Below are 15,092 nucleotides of genomic sequence, written 5' to 3' on the forward strand. Positions count from 1 at the left end.
GCGCACCAGCCGATAGCATGACGCGTTGACCAGGCGGTGCGCCGCCTGGCCATATCCTTTAGCACTCAGGGAATCAGGACGGTCTTGTCGCTGCTGCCGCCCTCAACGGCCTTGTACTCGGCAATCCCGTTGATTAGCGCGACCTCGCGTACGCCCTCTGGTGCAGGCAATACACCCTCGTCGAAGTAATGGCCGAAATCTTTGAGCATGGCCGCGCATTGCGTGGTGTCATACAACAGGGAGTTCACACCCACCAGCACTCCGCCTTTGCGGTACAGGGCCAGGGCAGGGAAATTCACCATGCCATCGACAGGGGCCGCGATGATCGCGATACGCCCGAAGTTCGCGAGTGCTGACACCGACGCCGGCAGCCAGAAGCCGGTGGTGTCGAAGACGACCTCGGCACCGTCCGGGAAAACTTCTGCGACCTGAGCGCCCAACGATTCCGCCGAGTCGAGAACGATGGTCTGGTAACCCTTGGCCTCAAGTGCAGCGGCTTGCTCTGGCCTGCGCACGGCGGCCAGCACGCGAGCTCCACGGATCTTCGCCAAGGCCAGTGCAGCAGTACCGACAGCGCCATTGGCACCAATGACCAAGAAGGACGTGCCTTGCTTGATGCCAGTGCGCTCAACAGCGTCGTAGCCAGTTGTAAAGGGCACCCCGATGGCGGCTGCCTGGGCAAACGACAGGCTTTTCGGTTTCAACGCCACGCCGGTTGCTGGCAGGGTAAAGAACTCGGCATGCGAGCCATCGCGTAGGAAACCGGGCCCTTTGCCCGTGCCCCAGACTTCCTGACCAATCATGTCCGCAGGGCCTTGCTCAACAACGCCGGCAAAGTCCCGGCCCGGTACGCGAGGCAATGTGGTGTAAGGGAAGCGTCCAAGGACGTTCTTGACATCGCTCGGATTGAGGCCTGCAGCTTTGACGCGAACCAGAATCTCATCAGTAGCCGGGGTAGGGGTAGGCAGATCGACCAAGCTCAGGTGATCGATGCTGCCGGTAGTCGTGAACTGCAGAGCCTTCATGATGCGTTACCTCAAGTGGGATGATGCGTCCCAGCTTAAGGTCGTCCGTCCTGCCGCGCCTGCCAGATACTTACGCGTATCTGACAGTTTGGCTTCATCTCTGCAGGTGATGAGAGGCGTAGACGGAAGGAACAATGCCTACCGAGCGGCGGAACATTTCGCTGAAGCTGCCCAGGTTGAAACTGAGCTCGCCAGCAATGACGCCGACGGCTGCACCTTCGAGCAGACGGGCAGATGCGTATGCGAGTTGCACTTGCCGCCTCCACTCGGTGAATCCCAGGCCCAGCTCTAGATTGAACAGACGGGTCAGTGTCCGTGTGCTGGCGCCGATGGCCTCGGCATGCTGTTCATACGAGATGTCCAGGGATGGCGTTTTCAGGATGTTCTCGCACAGGCTTCGCAAACGTCGATCGCCATTGGCGGGCATGGGCACTTGCAGCGATGCGGTACGTGCTTGTTGCAGCTCGATCACCAGCAAGCTATCCAGGGCAGTTCGGTAGGTCTCATCAGGTGTAGCGCCCACGCTGACGCGACGCCTAATCAGTTCACGTAGTAATGGGCTTACCTCCACCACCGTGAGCTCATTGCCAATGCGGACAGCCAGTTCTTCTCGCAGGTAGATGTTGCGCATTTCCAGGTCGGACACCACGCGAACGCCATGATGGATATGCGGGGGAATCCAGACGGCGCGATGGGGCGGCACCAGCAGCGCGGCGCTCGGCGTGTCGACCCACATAACCCCGCTTTCTGCATATAGCAGTTGCCCCCAATCATGCATGTGAGGCTCGATCGCCAGTCCTCGGGGATAGGTGCGGGCCAAGGGTTGGATCGGGTGTTCCGCGCTGTTTAGGTCAGGGGGTACGGCAATTGCCATCATGAGCTTTCCAAAAAACGATGGTCATTGGTTCTTCAGGATGAAGCACGCCGCCAACATCGTGTAGCAGTCTTTGATCCAATGCCGCATGCGCACGGCACCGAACATAAACATGGATCTATAGGAGCCGGTTCATCGCTTCGGACTGCCGCATGCGCGCGTGACACACAGACCAGCATTCTTGAGCTTTGAAGCTTTTCCTATCACGGAGCGGAGGTCGAACACCATCACCTGTGCGTCGGCGGTGGCAGAAATCGCGAGCTCTCTGGAGTCAGCGAGCTTCAACCCGTCTCCTTCAGCAAGCCTTACGCCATTCACTTGGAGCCGACCATCAATCACATGCACATAGACCTGGCGCCGGCTGCTGATTGGCAAGGTTGCCGAGTCGCCGGCACCAAAGCGGCCTGCGTAAATCTTCGTATCCTGGCGCACCTTCAGCGAGCCGCTGGCCCCCTCTTTTGAGGCAACCAGCTGAAGCTTGCCCCGATGCTGATCGACTGAAAATTGCTTCTGCTGATAGCTAGGCTTGGTGCGTGGGGCCTGCGGTGTCAGCCAGATCTGCAAGAAATGGACGGGCTGGGTGCTCGATGCATTGAACTCGCTGTGCTCGATACCAGATCCAGCGCTTATGAGCTGAAACTCACCGGCCTTGATCTTTGCACTGTTTCCCAGGGTATCCCGATGGGCCAGGGTTCCTTGCAGCACGTAGGTGAGGATCTCGACATCGCGGTGGCCATGCTGACCAAACCCTTTACCCGGTGCTACACGATCGTCATTGATGACCCGCAGGTCGGAGAACCCCATTTCCTGCGGGTTTTTATAAGCGCCGAAGGAGAACGAGTGACGGGACTTGAGCCAGGGCAAACGGGTACTACCGCGCTCGCCCGCTTTACGAATTTCTAACATGATTCGCTACCGAACTGCCTGCAAAGATACGAATGCGGAGTAGCTTAATCAGATCGATCGATCGTTAAAAACGGCAAAAGTGGGCGTTAATGATCGAGAGTGTCGATGATTTATTACCGCTATCCCAGCCGGTATTTGGAGCTCAATTGCGGTGCGTGCGGGAGGGCCGCTACGCGTGTGCAAGCTCGTCAGTTAATCGATATATTTCTCACCAATGAGCAGTGAAGTTGGAAAGGCATTCGCTATTGGCACATGACAGTCAAACGGTTGGCGGAGTGGAGCGCTTGGTTTGGGATATCGCCGTGCAGGTGTATGGCGGAGATCTGCCGGCTATCCTCAATGACCTGCTCAATAGCTATGCACGCAGTCCAGGTATCGACTCAATCGCGCGATTGACTCCAGGCTGCATCGGCTCTCAGGGCTATGTCGCCTTACTCACGTCGCTTAGGGCGTCCAATCGGCGAGACGTCCGCTTCTTTGATCAGGGTTGGCACCTCGAACTGCGTTCACGTCTGCGCCATTACTTGTACCGTGGCCTGCAGCGGCCTCTGGTCGCGAACGAGGTGGCGCCTGAAGCGTTGGTCGAAGATCTGTTAGGGTATGACCTTGGAATGTGAGCAGGCCACTTATAAGGCCCAGCCGTATCTCATGGTAAAGGCCGGTATTGAAGGGGCATTTTACGTTGAGATAAAGCTGGAATGCTGAGGCGTTAAGACGCTACTGCGATGCCTGATACCCTCCGTTGCACATGGGCTTTCTCGATGAGGTTGCTTAAGTCCTGTGCAACTAGGTTAGCTCTTTCGACGCCGTCGACGCCGTCGCGGGACTGGCTTGATCCTTCTATTTTCTCAAGCCGTCGACCAGCACCCCATGGAAGACCTCTGCCAGGCTTTCAGCTGCTGGACGTAATGAATTTTGGCTGCTCTCCATGAACTGCGCCGACGCGATCTTGCTAGCCCCCTGCGCATAGTCATTCCACATCGAGTAGCACCACGGGAAAGGGGCTCAGCGCTCCCTGATCGGCCCGTGGAATCTATCAATTTTATAGATAAGTGCTATCGACATTTGGATATTTTCTATCAGCCAGTTGGAAGGGAAAATTGTCGCACTTTTCCCACTGCTCACTCGGATTCCGCCCAATGCGCACGCTAGCCCTCAGTTTGTTTCCAATGGCTCTCGCCACGTTGACAGGCTGTAGTTCCGCCCCCAATCAACCCACGCTGGAGCTCACCACGTCAAAGTCGCCTGAAGCGTATTCCACCTGTGTGATGCAGACGCTCCAAAAAGCTCATCGAGACCCTCGTCTCTCGCAAGCTAATCGTGGCTACCGGGTCGTGTTGGGCAGCCCCGTTGCAGCAGACAATGTGATCGAGGCGTACAAAGGAAGCTCGGGTGGAAGGGTGTACGTGTATCAGCGTGGCCTCTTCACGGATGACCTTGCAAACGTTGCCAGTAAGTGCGCGTGAGCTAAGCGCGACGAGGCACAGCCCTTCAGCGTTCGGCTTTTCGGTTGACCCCGGAGGCACCTACGCGGCTGCCCTGACGGCCGCAATGTGTGGACGCCTCGGCTTTGGTTGTGATTGCGCTTCATTTTGGGGATCGCGCGGCACAGCATTGCCGGCGTCGGAACCCCCAAAGCACTATTCCATGATGGAGCCATCAATCCGCAAGAAGGGGAACTGCTCGTCTGGATTTCGACATTCGCTATTCAACCTCAGACGTGCTGCTTCTGCGAGTGCCCTGGTCGAGTAGCTTGGCTTCAGTCGTAATTTTTCTTGGTTGTCGTAGATGTCGAATCCCCCTGACACCGTAGCGGCATAGAACCGAGATCCTGATTGGAAACATTCTTTTTCGATTGGAACTGCTGGAACGATAACAAATCTTGTTTGCATATTTCGTGCCTCCCCAGGCAGATACCTCAGTATTGGCCTGAAGATTGTTTGCCATCAATGTGACTCATCGAGTCGAATTGATGGCGCATCGTGTCACTCGTAAGCGAGCCACTCAAGCACATGGAGGAGCCTCTCGAAAATCTGCAACCATGAGGCTTGTCGCGTCCTGCAGCGCTGTCCCTTGAGAGAACGTGAATGAGCGTTATAAGGCGAAAGCGGGCATTCGATAGGCGTAGCTCACTATTCAGGGGTGCGACTCATGGTGGGAGGGGGATTAACTGCATACAGTCGAGTTGCAGCACCCACCGGGCTAATGTCAGTTTGATGGCCCATGTTCTTGATAGAGGTAAAATGATGCGTGAGGGTTCTAGTGGTGCGGCGCCTTGGGTGATCGGGCTCCTCGTGGTGTTCTTGGTAGTTGTGGGAACTGTCAGCTCCCTGGCAAACCTAGTGCGGCTTGATTTCGAGACGACGATGGACGTACTCGGATGGCTAGCGCTCATCTGGGGTGGTGGCGCTTTTGCATTGAGCTGTGTGAAGTTTCCAATGAGATCGTCCTGGCCATTTTTTCTAGGGTTGTCCTGGCTGGCACTGACGCCTGCGTTTCGGGTGTGGTTCAGTGAAGATGTCTATGTCTACTTAGACCCGATGTGGGCTAGGCTGCTAGGCTTTGTTGTCGTTACAGTCATCAGCTCGAAGGTCAAAACAGTCCTTCAGTAACAGGGCCAGCACGGCGTCATGGGCAGGAGGGCATGCGGATGAAAAAGGAAGCGTTCGCTATCTTGGAGCCGGGCAATCCGCTCATGACGAGTGCGCTTGATGCCTTCAAGCGCTACCACGAGGCCGTGGCAGCAGAGCTGCCAGGCGATCAGGTTGAGCGCCTGAGGCTTGAAGCCGAAGCGCTGTGGAAAGCGGTTTCCGACTACCAACTGCGGGTGCTGGGGCGCCCTAGCGCAACCCTTCATTGAGAGCGTCAGTCATTCCCCCGCCCGTGAAGCTATCCCGATGACTACACTCCAGGGAAGCTTCGAACAACTTCCCTAGACCGGGTCAATGCGCTGCATATTTCGCACTTGGGCCTATTTGTTCGGAGCTTCCCTTGAACATCTAATGCAATATGCGGCCTCAACTTTCACGATTTTTTAGTGATCCTGGCTTTTCAAGTCTTGATTGGTTTTCTGTTAGAAAATATTAGTCTTTTAAAACATATTTCCCAGTTTGGCTGGTTTATTTTTGATGTGATTTTGCTTTCTGGCTTATCGAGCTAATTATTTTAAAGGGTTTTGTTTTGTGGTTTGTAAATGTTTTTTTGAGACATTCGTCTCTAAGGTCAATATTTGCTTTATTCGAAAAGTATTTTTTGTATTAAGTTAATTTTTAAATATCTGGGCTTGCTTCGTATCACTTTAGCGTCTATTTTCACTGAGCACGGTAGTTAGCGAGCCCTACACCTTCATTCTTGAGGGCTCAGTCTCGTCGCCTTCAGAAATGGAGATCTACGACATGTCGAAGAAAATCGATCTGATGTTCTGCTCCCGTCTGGCTCACTTTTTTCGAGATGTCGATCTGACGGGTAGGACGTGCCCGGAATTCATACCTGAGTCATTTCCTCCCAACTGCTTAAATGACGACGATCGGTGGTCTGCTGGTTTTCTGCTCCGCTATGCCCTGCGCTTTCATCACCTATGGGCTACCTACGGCGTACGTGAGGGTAAGCGAACAATACTGGGCCCCAAGGCAGCGGTTTCCTTCACGGAATTCAACCCTGCTGACCTGATCGATTTGCGCAAGGGGGCTAGGCCGCAGGATGGTGTGGTCACTCAATACGCTCTCACGTTTCCGTGGAAAAGTGCCACCAAAGGTGGCATTCAGCGGTTTGAACCATGTCAAGAGGTCGATCCAGAGGATATGGATTCATTATGCGCACGTTTGATGGAACTGCGGGAGATGGCGAAGGCTGGGGCACTCAGGTCAGCGAGGTACATGTCCAAATGCTCAGATTGGCGATGGACGTATCCGGGAAACTATCAGCGTTGCATCGAGAAAATCGAGGCCAACGGATTTGAAGGGAACAAGATTCCTGGTCTCAAGCTTCAGGTGAAGAAATGGTCAGGAATAGGAGTGGTCGTCCCCGATATGAAAACGGCTCGTGGAGTTCGGTACGATATATTGACCCTGATAGATCGCAAAATAGTGGCTTCCCAGCATTTCAGTCATGTCCTGGTTTGCGACATGCTAGCCGCGAACGCTGAAGGTATTAGCAGAGATAAAATAGACGAGGCTGTCCTTCCTTCCTGCATGGATTGGGACGCACCTCTCTGGATGAATAGCTTAGAGGCGCATGTTTCAACGCTCGACTTTTCGTCCCGCGTGTTGATGCATGAAAGTTTAAGGCCCAAGGGGCCCATTCATGAAAGGGGTGGTTGCTGGCTCTGGTTTGAGGACAACACCCATCGCTACGTCAGAGCCCTTGTGACAACGGGTCGAATAAAGGTCAACAAGATGGGCCGATATCTGGCTTCCTTGGACGAATTGGATCCCGACCGAGACCTTGGTGAGCGCCAGGAAATTGCCCTTGAAATCGCGAAGGAGTTGGAGCACAAACATGGGGTCAAAAGCACCTACTTTCTCGTGTTGAATTCGCAATGCCCAGATGACGATCCCGCCTACTGTGGCTTCCTTGGCGGTGAGTACTACTACATTTCGGGGTAGACGAATAACACTTGAAGGCCCTTCGTGCGTACAAGGGTGCAAGCGTCATCTGGTCAGGATCTGTTGCGCTGTCATCTGGTAAATCCATACTGTTGCAAGAGCGAAAACCAGCATGGGGAGATAACAGTGGATTCAGGCAATGTTTCAGCCATCATCGGTGCCGGGGCGGGCATCGCTGGCGTACTGGTGGGAAATTTCTTCGTCCTGACCAAAGAGTGGTGGGCTCAACGGCAAAAGAGAAAACGAGATGCTGCTTATGCGGGCATCATCCTGATATCCCATCTAGATCGCTTCGCTACCGAATGCCTGGAAGTCGCCGGTGATGATGGGACAATTCAGGGGCAACCGGCGGGCGAGGGTGGTCAGTGCGAGATAGTCAAGGAGGTGCCCACGTTCAAACCGCTGGAGTTGGATATAGACTGGCGATTGCTGCCGAAGGATTTGATGTACGCGATCATTCGGATACCTGATCAGCAGGAAAAACTTCATGGCAAGCTCCGGGCTATCAATGAGTATGACTATGACCCACCGGATCATCCAGAGTACTTCTGGCACAGGCAGCACGGATACTCCAGCTTGGGGGTGAAGGTAGTTAAGATCATCAAAAGGCTCGCCGAGGTTACGGGCTTGCCTCACGAGCAGCCAGCTCCCGGTGAATGGAACAGAGAGCAAGAGTTGAAAATTGTAGTTGCGCGGCTTGATGAGCGTGAGAGGAAGGCGCAAGGGGGGTGAGGCTTATCTTGTCCTTCGCATTAATCATTTTTTACTTGTGGAAATAAGTTACATTGGCACAGTGAAATGGTTTAGTATTTCCCTACATCAACGTATTAAGGTGCTGAAATGTCCCGTCTAGCAGAGTTTCGTCAGCTCGAACAAAAACTCGCCCAGCAGTTGGCTGAGCTGGAGCAGTTGAAAGGCAGCACGGAGCTCAAGAAAGAGATTGAATTTGAAGATAAGCTTCGCGCTTTGCTGAACCAATATGGCTTTAGCCTGCGTGACATCATTAACCTTCTGGATCCGCAATCTAATCGTCGTGTTGCCACGGTTGCCGTTGAGAAAGCGCCGCGCCGCGCCCGCCAAGTGAAGCAGTACAAGAATCCGCATAACGGCGAAATAATTGAGACCAAGGGCGGCAACCACAAATTGCTCAAAGAGTGGAAGGCTCAGTACGGGGCAGACGAAGTGGAGTCCTGGGTGTCTTAAGTATTGCTTACTACAAAAACGGCCCGGTGGGCCGGTTTTTGTAAGGGAGGGCGACTAACGTGCTGCGCCCTGTTCGACGAGCGTGATGATGGACTTATCGAGGCGCGACGTTGTGTACTGGTGCAATACGCGTCAACCGTCTTCGCTCGCAGTTTTCATCCTTTAACTAGCCAGGTCGCCAACATTGGTGACAAAGCCAAAGCGTGTCCAACCTAGTAGCGCATGTTTAATGCCATGCTCCTATCGTCCACATAGCTGATGCTGGCAGTATGGGGGAACCCCAGCCCGCGTAATGGCTCAAAAGGTGTGCCCAGGTTGTCAACGCCTGAAGTCGTGCGCGAGATCGATCAAGGCCATCTCTGTTTTTTGGAGATGCTGCCCGCACTCAGAATGAGTTTATCTTCAAGCTTTGCCATCGTGACAATTCCGGTAGCCGAGGTGTTGAGTGTTGGCCGAATTTTTAAGTGTCAATACTGGATTAGTGCCTTGATCTCATCCCTATTCTTCAGAGCCAATTGGATGACCTCGGGCTTCTGATCGGCTTGGTCTTCATTCAGGTTGAGCTGGGACAGGAGGTTGAAGAGAAGAGCTTGGCGACACTCGACATGCAGTTCGCCGTCCTCCATCAGGAAGTCGTCCTCGATCAGCCTGCGCTGAGCGGGGGTGAGGCCGGGATGGGGAGTGAGAACCACATTCACCATCGTGTTCCAGGCGTAATCTTCATAATCCCGATCCCGATCTGGTTCTACATATTTGCAGTGTTTGATACGGCTCAGAGAGAAATCCTGGAAGGCCTTAAGCTTGTGACAGTACGCCCGGACGTGCCAGCGGTTACCGTCATGCACCAAGGCATGTGGAGAGAGCATTCGCTCACCACCTTCAGGGTCTGTTAGGGATTGATAGAAGGCCGCGACAGATTGGCTCTCACGAATCGCGCGAAGTATTACCCCAACTATGTCTGCGTTCAAGCGACGACCCAGCTTGGGCACCGCTGCGACAGGGGGTTGCCAGCCGAGGAAGCTGCCATACGGGCTTTCTGGCTGAACGGCGACGCGCAGCAGATCTTCCAGGTACCGCTCCACCGAGGTGGACGAGAAAACCGCTTTGAATGTGTCCGTCGCCCTGTAAACCCTGGCGCGGGTGTCGTACTCCAAGTTGCCCTCAGCGAGCTTCGAATACTCAGTGATGTCCAGCGAAGCTTGCGGCACCGAGATGCCAAAGAAGTCCGTAAGGCTGCTTCGGTTGATCTGGCCATCCCATCGCAGTCGATAGTCAATGAATTCCAATCGACGTTCCTGGCCCCAACGTGCTCCATGCCGTCCTTTGCTGGTGGGTTGGTCGACCGTGAGTTTGGACTCGTTTGTCATGATCAAACCTCAAGATAGTATAAAAACTATGCGTATAGTAATTATGCTGTATCGCTCGATGGTTAGCAATTCCTCTCACCTGATTTTTTGGATGGAGCTGGGGCGGTTGAATTGCAGCGAGCCGTAAGGGCCAAAGGCAGCTTCGTGCGAGTCGACGGGGATGAGCTATTGATTACGATCCAGGAGGGTATTAACAGTTGGATTTCACCCGCCTGGACAGCGATGGGAGCCTGACTGTACAGCGATGAGATCGGCTTGTTTTGGGGGGCATTCACCGGGAACAACACATTGAACAGTGCGGCTTTGCTCTAGACCGCGGTGGTGCAGTTGGCGTAGAGCGCACGGCGAGCCGGGAGCAAATTACTTTGCTGCTGCGGATGCCGTCTGGCTTCAAGGGCGAGCTAAGGCTGGCAGGTGAGTAGTTCACCACCATCGAGTAACACGGAAGCGAGAAAGGGCGAGGGGCCTGACTTGAGAAATCACTCAAATTCGAGGTGAGCCCTCAGCGCTTCCTCCAAGGTGAGGAGGGCATCCTCTAAACGACGGTCTTCCCGGGCATCGCCCGATTGAGGAATGAATTGCTCGCAATGGCGGAGCAGGGCCTCGGCGTCGTTTGTGTTCAAATCGAAAGTGATCATAGTTAGTTCTCGACGTCGTGGAAGGGGCTAAGATGGGGTGTGGAGTCAATTGAGTCGTTTTCGGCGCAGCGGGGCGATCTGGTGCCCTCTGGATCAGACGCTGGGTCTTCGGCTGCTCGTAGTTTGTCGCCTGACACTTGTGTTGGTTTGCTATCTCGAAGGCCTAATCGGCGAGCTCTGGCGCAATGGGCACGTAGCCTTTCTGTGCGAGCGCCAAGAACGTCTGCTCTGCGGCTTTCTCTTTGGGATTGCGGTCGATGAGCGATTTCATGGAGTTCGAGTCATGCGCTGACATAACGCGCATTATGCATGCAGCGTGACAGTGAGAGGTGGCCGCGGCGCGGAGCGGAGCAGCGGTGCGACCCGGGGTCGGTGATGGGTCTCTAGGGGCTCAGGTTTTGATGCACGGAGGACTCAGGCAAGTGAACAAGCACATGTTCTCGATTTTGGAGCCGGGCAACCCGTTGATGACCCAGGCATTGGTTGCGATGAAACGCTACTACGAGGCTCAGGCTGCGAAGGCTTCTGAGAACGAGATTGAGCGTATGCGCCTGGAGGCTGAGAGTCTCTTCCAGGCGGTCTCTGAATTTCAGCAGCGAGTGATGGGGCTCCGCGACGACACTCTTCACTGATCACGTGCCTAGATGAGCGAGTGTGATGGACGAGGTTGAAGAACGCGCTATCGGAGCGATTTTGGCCTACGTGGCATATTTGCCTAATTTTGTCCGAAGAACTGCATTCATCTTCACCGTGTTGACCATTTATAGGCGCTTTTTTTGTCGCTAGGTGGCATAATGCCGCCTCTCTTGGAACCCTCTGAGTAGGGTAGCAGAGTACTAGTCCTGGATTTAGATTTAGACCAATGCCTGTTAGGAAAACACCGCATGACCCCCGCGATGTACACAGCGACTCTGCCAATCGCTTTGTTAATTTTGGTTTTCTTTTTAAAATTGATGATTGGGAAAAACTACAGCCTGTTAGATGTTTGGCGGGCGGCGATGGAAGTGCCAGTTGATATATCTATTTTTGGCGTTTCAACACTAATCAGTTTTATGATATTGGTGGGTGAGGGGGACGGGCTATCAAAGTTTCTGTTCTGGCTCATTGGGTTTGTAGTTCTTAAAGTAATGTCAATATCAGTCTGGCGCAAGTCAATGTTCGTGTTGGACAGAGGTGCACTAACAACTCGAGGTTTGGTTGGCATTACGCTCAGTACGATATTTAATTTTTTTGTGACTATTTTAATGGCGATATTCGCAGTGTCTTTACTGGTGGGGAAGCAAAATGCCAGCTGAAGTGATAAAGGAAGCTGTATTGTACTCGGCAGTTGCCTCCGTCTTTATTTCCCTGCTGTCGCTTGCCTGCATCTTATACTTTAGGCGCAGTAAGTCTACCTATAATGAGGAGACGCGGCGTATGGAGTTGGACGTGATGCGCCGTTCATTTGAGGAGAAAATTTACAACTTAACTCAACGAATGCAGTCTAATCCTCAACGTTGGAAAGAAGTCAATCATTTGATACTTGATGGCAATTCCAATGCGCCTGATGAAAGCAGTCCATACACTGGTGTGCCTCGGATCGATCAAAGCCACTTTCTAGATGAGTTAGGGATTGATGTTGGCTCGCTAAAAATGGTGCCTAATCAAGTGTTCGTGCTGACGCCATTTCATGAGATGTACGAGTCAACTTATTTGGCGATTAAGTCCGCGTGCAAACTTAACGGACTTGTTGCAGTTCGAGGCGATGAAGCGTTCAAGGCGGGTAATATTCTCAAACACATTATTGAGCAGATATTAGTTTCCCCATATATTATTGCGAATATCAATGGCCGGAATCCTAATGTTCACTACGAACTAGGTATTGCACACAGTTTGGGCAAAAATATTGTGCTTGTGTCGGAAACGCTGGATGATGTCGCCTTCGATCTTCAGGGCGAGCGAATTCTGACTTATAAGAATCGAGATGAGCTGAATGTCAAGCTTTATGTGTATTATACAAAGTTGCTTACAGCAAAAGGGCGCAATGTAAATCAGCGTGCGTCTCAGGATTCGACTGAAGCACCTTAGTTCGCTTATGTGGGTTATTAGTTTTGAAGAAACAGAGGTCACAAAGTGATCTCTGTTTCTGATAGTTGCCATGCCCTGAGGTTTTTTTGACGAAAGTCACAAGGGTCGGTAGTTCTAGGTGGTTGTGTGATATTATTTTTTCTTTACATGGTTTGATAAGTAGATTTTTGGTGTCAAACCCAAACTCTTAACCTGCTTGTGCCATGACTCGACAGCTAGAAGAAATTGGATTGAATTGAATTCGGTGATTTTATTTACCTCTCTTTCAAATGCAAACCAAAGCGCCGCAACTTTAATTTCGTGATCAAACTTGATGACGTTTCGCTTTAAGAGCTCGATGGCTACTTTAGACTGTTCAATGTTGTAAATAATCTCAGGGTTGGATTCTGAGATCTTTACAGAGATGACCTCACCATCCTTGTAGATGTCTGCAATCTCGACTTTGTATTTTTTCTTCTGCTCGGCTATGGCCTGAATTGCCACTAGCTGACGATCGAGCAAGAGGTAGTCACGCTCTTTGCAGATCTTCTCGTTAAACCATGCCTCACGATAAAGCAATTTATCTTTTGCCGTATTTGCCTCGATTTGTATGACTTTATCTATTTTCCAGGCCTCAAAGTCTGCCTCGATCAGGTCTTCTTCTTTTTCCGTCGGGATGCTCTCTAAAGAATGCTTCAAGTAATCCATGAAGGTTTGGTTGAAGAAAAACCACTCACCTCGCTTTAGAAAATATTGCGCTTCATCAAAAGTGACAGGAAAATCAAGGAGCTCTTTAAGCGGTTTGGTAAATGAGGGTGTATCTTCGCTCTGGAACTGGATCGATAACTCATTGATGTCGGTGATGTCGTCATTGTCATTAATGAACTCAGAGATGGCCTCGATCTCTAGGGTGTTGCCCAAGGAGTGCCGATGCCATTTATTCGGTGCCCGTGCTGAAATTCGGTAGTCATAGTCGTGAAAGCTAAAGCAAATTGCAACTCCATGGACTTGGAACTCATCTATATGAATATGCCCGTCTCCTGTTTTCAGGCATTGAAATGCTACAGCATCCAGTTCCCGTGCTAGCTCATCCTTGACAGGCTCCAGCTTGGGTAGGCGAATGATAGTTTCGCCTTTCGAGCTTTCATCGATTTGGTCAAAAATCTCGGAGAGCTCTAAAGGTTGACGATCCATATCCATTTGGATGGAGTCAGCAAAAATGATATTTCGACTGCCCCAGATTTCTCTGTCTGCGGCCTTTAGTTTCAAGTGATCGACTGACTCTCCTGGCTCATAGCTATCGGCTTGAAATTGCTGGTACGACGACACATCTTGACGTTTTGTGCCAGTGAAATAGCGGCTTTTTTTGAGTAGGATCGAGTTCTCATCAGCCATGCGAATCGCGAGTTCTATGCCGAAGTCAAGATGGATGAACTTTGAAAGGTAAAAGTGCGATTTCCCCAAGCTAACAGCATAGACTGTCTCTGGGTTCTCGTTATGCTGGCAGAGCAGCATGCCAAAGTTGAAGATATTCTTTGGCTCCGGCACGTCATCATTGAAAAATTGTCGGTATGTAGACCACCACCAGACGTCATTGCCCTGATTGTTTTGCGAGTAATAGAATGTCTTTGCGTAGTTTTTTGTATATTGCGTTTTTTGTTCTATCAATCCGACTGCGTTGAGCTTTTCTTTGAGCTGGTCAAGTTTGTGGTGTTTCACTTTGTATATATTGTAAGTGTTGGCCATGGCAGCTTCCTGTGGCTTGCGGTTCCATGTTTTTTGATAAAAATGCCAGTTGACTACGAGAAGTGCAATACCAATTCTCTTGATAGCTTCAAAAACATTAAAAATCAATGGGTTGTAGTGGTAATCTATGAGCGGAAGATGCGACGTAAACTTGTCATTAAGGCATTCAGGCTGAATGATGGTTTCTGATATGGTGCGCTTCGAGGAACCGCTGGATCGGGTGCGTGAGCTGGGTGATGCAAGCGTGCCGTTTGAGTTCGATGTTCACGCGATGATTTTCAGTGACGATGCCCCTGGACTGGAGAAGCAGCTCTATCGTCACTTCCTTCGGGAGCAGGTCAACAAGGTCAACCCGCGCAAGGAGTTTTTCCGCATCGGCCTGCCTGCCATCCGCGCGGAGCTGGAGCAATTGGGCGTAGAAACGCAATGGACGATGAGCGCCAAGGCCCTTAGACCCAGCGCATTGAGCAGCAGATCATTGAGAACCCTGTCATCGCTGCTGAGTGGACGCGGCATCAGTTGGAGGTGGAGGCTGCTATCAAGCATTCGGAAGAAGAGGCTTCGGCTTCGGCCTAGGATCTGAGTGGGCGGGCTGGAGACTGTTGCAACACAGCCAGGCCAGATTGCAACCAGCCAAGTTCTGGCCACCACACACAGGCGTACTAAGTGGCTAAGTTACTCTG

The 15,092-nt window shown here is 52.0% G+C and carries 16 protein-coding genes; 9 read left to right on the forward strand and 7 right to left on the reverse strand.

Annotated elements, in window-relative coordinates; genetic code table 11:
- Positions 1–65: 65 nt before the first annotated feature.
- The 3 genes from AC5O5I_RS09580 to AC5O5I_RS09590 all read right to left on the reverse strand — a co-directional run bounded on the left by AC5O5I_RS09580 (position 66) and on the right by AC5O5I_RS09590 (position 2,805).
- Positions 66–1,025: a quinone oxidoreductase family protein gene (locus tag AC5O5I_RS09580; RefSeq protein ID WP_494512470.1), complete on the reverse strand. Its 960-nt coding sequence runs from the start codon at positions 1,023–1,025 to the stop codon at positions 66–68.
- A 94-nt stretch (positions 1,026–1,119) separates the two neighbouring features.
- Positions 1,120–1,899, reverse strand: coding sequence for an AraC family transcriptional regulator (locus tag AC5O5I_RS09585; RefSeq protein ID WP_494512750.1), 780 nt, complete (start codon positions 1,897–1,899; stop codon positions 1,120–1,122).
- 132 nt (positions 1,900–2,031) lie between these two features.
- Complete coding sequence (locus AC5O5I_RS09590; RefSeq protein ID WP_494512471.1) at positions 2,032–2,805, reverse strand: pirin family protein; 774 nt, start codon at positions 2,803–2,805, stop codon at positions 2,032–2,034.
- 284 nt (positions 2,806–3,089) lie between these two features.
- Here AC5O5I_RS09590 and AC5O5I_RS09595 point away from each other — a divergent pair, with 284 nt between their 5' ends.
- Positions 3,090–3,422 carry a hypothetical protein gene (locus AC5O5I_RS09595; RefSeq protein ID WP_494512472.1) on the forward strand — a complete coding sequence of 111 codons (333 nt, stop codon included), beginning with the start codon at positions 3,090–3,092 and terminating at the stop codon, positions 3,420–3,422.
- A gap of 1,023 nt (positions 3,423–4,445) precedes the next feature.
- Here AC5O5I_RS09595 and AC5O5I_RS09600 read toward each other — a convergent pair.
- The gene (locus tag AC5O5I_RS09600; protein WP_494512473.1) at positions 4,446–4,697 is read right to left on the reverse strand and encodes a hypothetical protein; all 252 of its coding nucleotides are present in this window, start codon (positions 4,695–4,697) and stop codon (positions 4,446–4,448) included.
- Between the two features lie 758 nt (positions 4,698–5,455).
- Here AC5O5I_RS09600 and AC5O5I_RS09605 point away from each other — a divergent pair.
- The 4 genes from AC5O5I_RS09605 (at position 5,456) to AC5O5I_RS09620 (ending at position 8,612) form a co-directional block, all read left to right on the forward strand.
- Positions 5,456–5,665 carry a hypothetical protein gene (locus tag AC5O5I_RS09605; RefSeq protein WP_494512474.1) on the forward strand — a complete coding sequence of 70 codons (210 nt, stop codon included), beginning with the start codon at positions 5,456–5,458 and terminating at the stop codon, positions 5,663–5,665.
- Positions 5,666–6,200: 535 nt separating this feature from the next.
- Positions 6,201–7,409 (forward strand): DUF4427 domain-containing protein, encoded by a 1,209-nt coding sequence (locus AC5O5I_RS09610; protein ID WP_494512475.1) that lies wholly within the window; start codon positions 6,201–6,203, stop codon positions 7,407–7,409.
- Between the two features lie 126 nt (positions 7,410–7,535).
- Positions 7,536–8,141, forward strand: a complete 606-nt coding sequence (locus tag AC5O5I_RS09615) for a hypothetical protein (RefSeq protein WP_494512476.1) — start codon at positions 7,536–7,538, stop codon at positions 8,139–8,141.
- 108 nt (positions 8,142–8,249) lie between these two features.
- Positions 8,250–8,612 carry a histone-like nucleoid-structuring protein, MvaT/MvaU family gene (locus AC5O5I_RS09620; protein WP_494512477.1) on the forward strand — a complete coding sequence of 121 codons (363 nt, stop codon included), beginning with the start codon at positions 8,250–8,252 and terminating at the stop codon, positions 8,610–8,612.
- Positions 8,613–9,079: 467 nt separating this feature from the next.
- On the opposite strand, the gene AC5O5I_RS09625 is transcribed toward AC5O5I_RS09620, so the two are convergent.
- Entirely contained in the window at positions 9,080–9,898 is an 819-nt protein-coding gene (locus AC5O5I_RS09625) for a helix-turn-helix transcriptional regulator (protein ID WP_494512478.1), read from the reverse strand.
- 560 nt (positions 9,899–10,458) lie between these two features.
- Complete coding sequence (locus AC5O5I_RS09630) at positions 10,459–10,617, reverse strand: hypothetical protein (RefSeq protein ID WP_494512479.1); 159 nt, start codon at positions 10,615–10,617, stop codon at positions 10,459–10,461.
- A gap of 422 nt (positions 10,618–11,039) precedes the next feature.
- Between AC5O5I_RS09630 and AC5O5I_RS09635 the strand changes: the two genes are divergently transcribed.
- The 3 genes from AC5O5I_RS09635 (at position 11,040) to AC5O5I_RS09645 (ending at position 12,684) form a co-directional block, all read left to right on the forward strand.
- A complete protein-coding gene (locus AC5O5I_RS09635; RefSeq protein ID WP_494512480.1) occupies positions 11,040–11,249 on the forward strand; it encodes a hypothetical protein in 210 nt (69 codons plus the stop codon).
- A 252-nt stretch (positions 11,250–11,501) separates the two neighbouring features.
- On the forward strand, positions 11,502–11,912 hold the full coding sequence (locus AC5O5I_RS09640; RefSeq protein ID WP_494512481.1) for a hypothetical protein: 411 nt from the start codon (positions 11,502–11,504) through the stop codon (positions 11,910–11,912).
- On the forward strand, positions 11,902–12,684 hold the full coding sequence (locus AC5O5I_RS09645) for a hypothetical protein (protein ID WP_494512482.1): 783 nt from the start codon (positions 11,902–11,904) through the stop codon (positions 12,682–12,684). The genes AC5O5I_RS09640 and AC5O5I_RS09645 overlap by 11 nt, the downstream gene beginning before the upstream one ends.
- A gap of 132 nt (positions 12,685–12,816) precedes the next feature.
- Here the strand turns inward: AC5O5I_RS09645 and AC5O5I_RS09650 are convergent, their stop codons facing one another.
- The gene (locus tag AC5O5I_RS09650) at positions 12,817–14,409 is read right to left on the reverse strand and encodes a DUF6119 family protein (protein WP_494512483.1); all 1,593 of its coding nucleotides are present in this window, start codon (positions 14,407–14,409) and stop codon (positions 12,817–12,819) included.
- Positions 14,410–14,584: 175 nt separating this feature from the next.
- Here AC5O5I_RS09650 and AC5O5I_RS09655 point away from each other — a divergent pair, with 175 nt between their 5' ends.
- Complete coding sequence (locus AC5O5I_RS09655; RefSeq protein WP_494512484.1) at positions 14,585–14,992, forward strand: GIY-YIG nuclease family protein; 408 nt, start codon at positions 14,585–14,587, stop codon at positions 14,990–14,992.
- Positions 14,993–15,092 lie beyond the last annotated feature (100 nt).

It is taken from the genome of Pseudomonas sp. 9_2_1, assembly GCF_059295275.1.

Excerpts from the sequence above, each read along its gene's own strand:
- AC5O5I_RS09580 (WP_494512470.1), bottom strand. The coding sequence starts at position 1,025 with ATGAAGGCTCTGCAGTTCACGACTACCGGCAGCATCGATCACCTGAGC.
- AC5O5I_RS09585 (WP_494512750.1), bottom strand. The coding sequence starts at position 1,899 with ATGGCAATTGCCGTACCCCCTGACCTAAACAGCGCGGAACACCCGATC.
- AC5O5I_RS09590 (WP_494512471.1), bottom strand. The coding sequence starts at position 2,805 with ATGTTAGAAATTCGTAAAGCGGGCGAGCGCGGTAGTACCCGTTTGCCC.
- AC5O5I_RS09600 (WP_494512473.1), bottom strand. The coding sequence starts at position 4,697 with ATGCAAACAAGATTTGTTATCGTTCCAGCAGTTCCAATCGAAAAAGAA.
- AC5O5I_RS09605 (WP_494512474.1), top strand. The coding sequence starts at position 5,456 with ATGAAAAAGGAAGCGTTCGCTATCTTGGAGCCGGGCAATCCGCTCATG.
- AC5O5I_RS09610 (WP_494512475.1), top strand. The coding sequence starts at position 6,201 with ATGTCGAAGAAAATCGATCTGATGTTCTGCTCCCGTCTGGCTCACTTT.
- AC5O5I_RS09620 (WP_494512477.1), top strand. The coding sequence starts at position 8,250 with ATGTCCCGTCTAGCAGAGTTTCGTCAGCTCGAACAAAAACTCGCCCAG.
- AC5O5I_RS09630 (WP_494512479.1), bottom strand. The coding sequence starts at position 10,617 with ATGATCACTTTCGATTTGAACACAAACGACGCCGAGGCCCTGCTCCGC.
- AC5O5I_RS09640 (WP_494512481.1), top strand. The coding sequence starts at position 11,502 with ATGACCCCCGCGATGTACACAGCGACTCTGCCAATCGCTTTGTTAATT.
- AC5O5I_RS09645 (WP_494512482.1), top strand. The coding sequence starts at position 11,902 with ATGCCAGCTGAAGTGATAAAGGAAGCTGTATTGTACTCGGCAGTTGCC.
- AC5O5I_RS09650 (WP_494512483.1), bottom strand. The coding sequence starts at position 14,409 with ATGGCCAACACTTACAATATATACAAAGTGAAACACCACAAACTTGAC.
- AC5O5I_RS09655 (WP_494512484.1), top strand. The coding sequence starts at position 14,585 with ATGATGGTTTCTGATATGGTGCGCTTCGAGGAACCGCTGGATCGGGTG.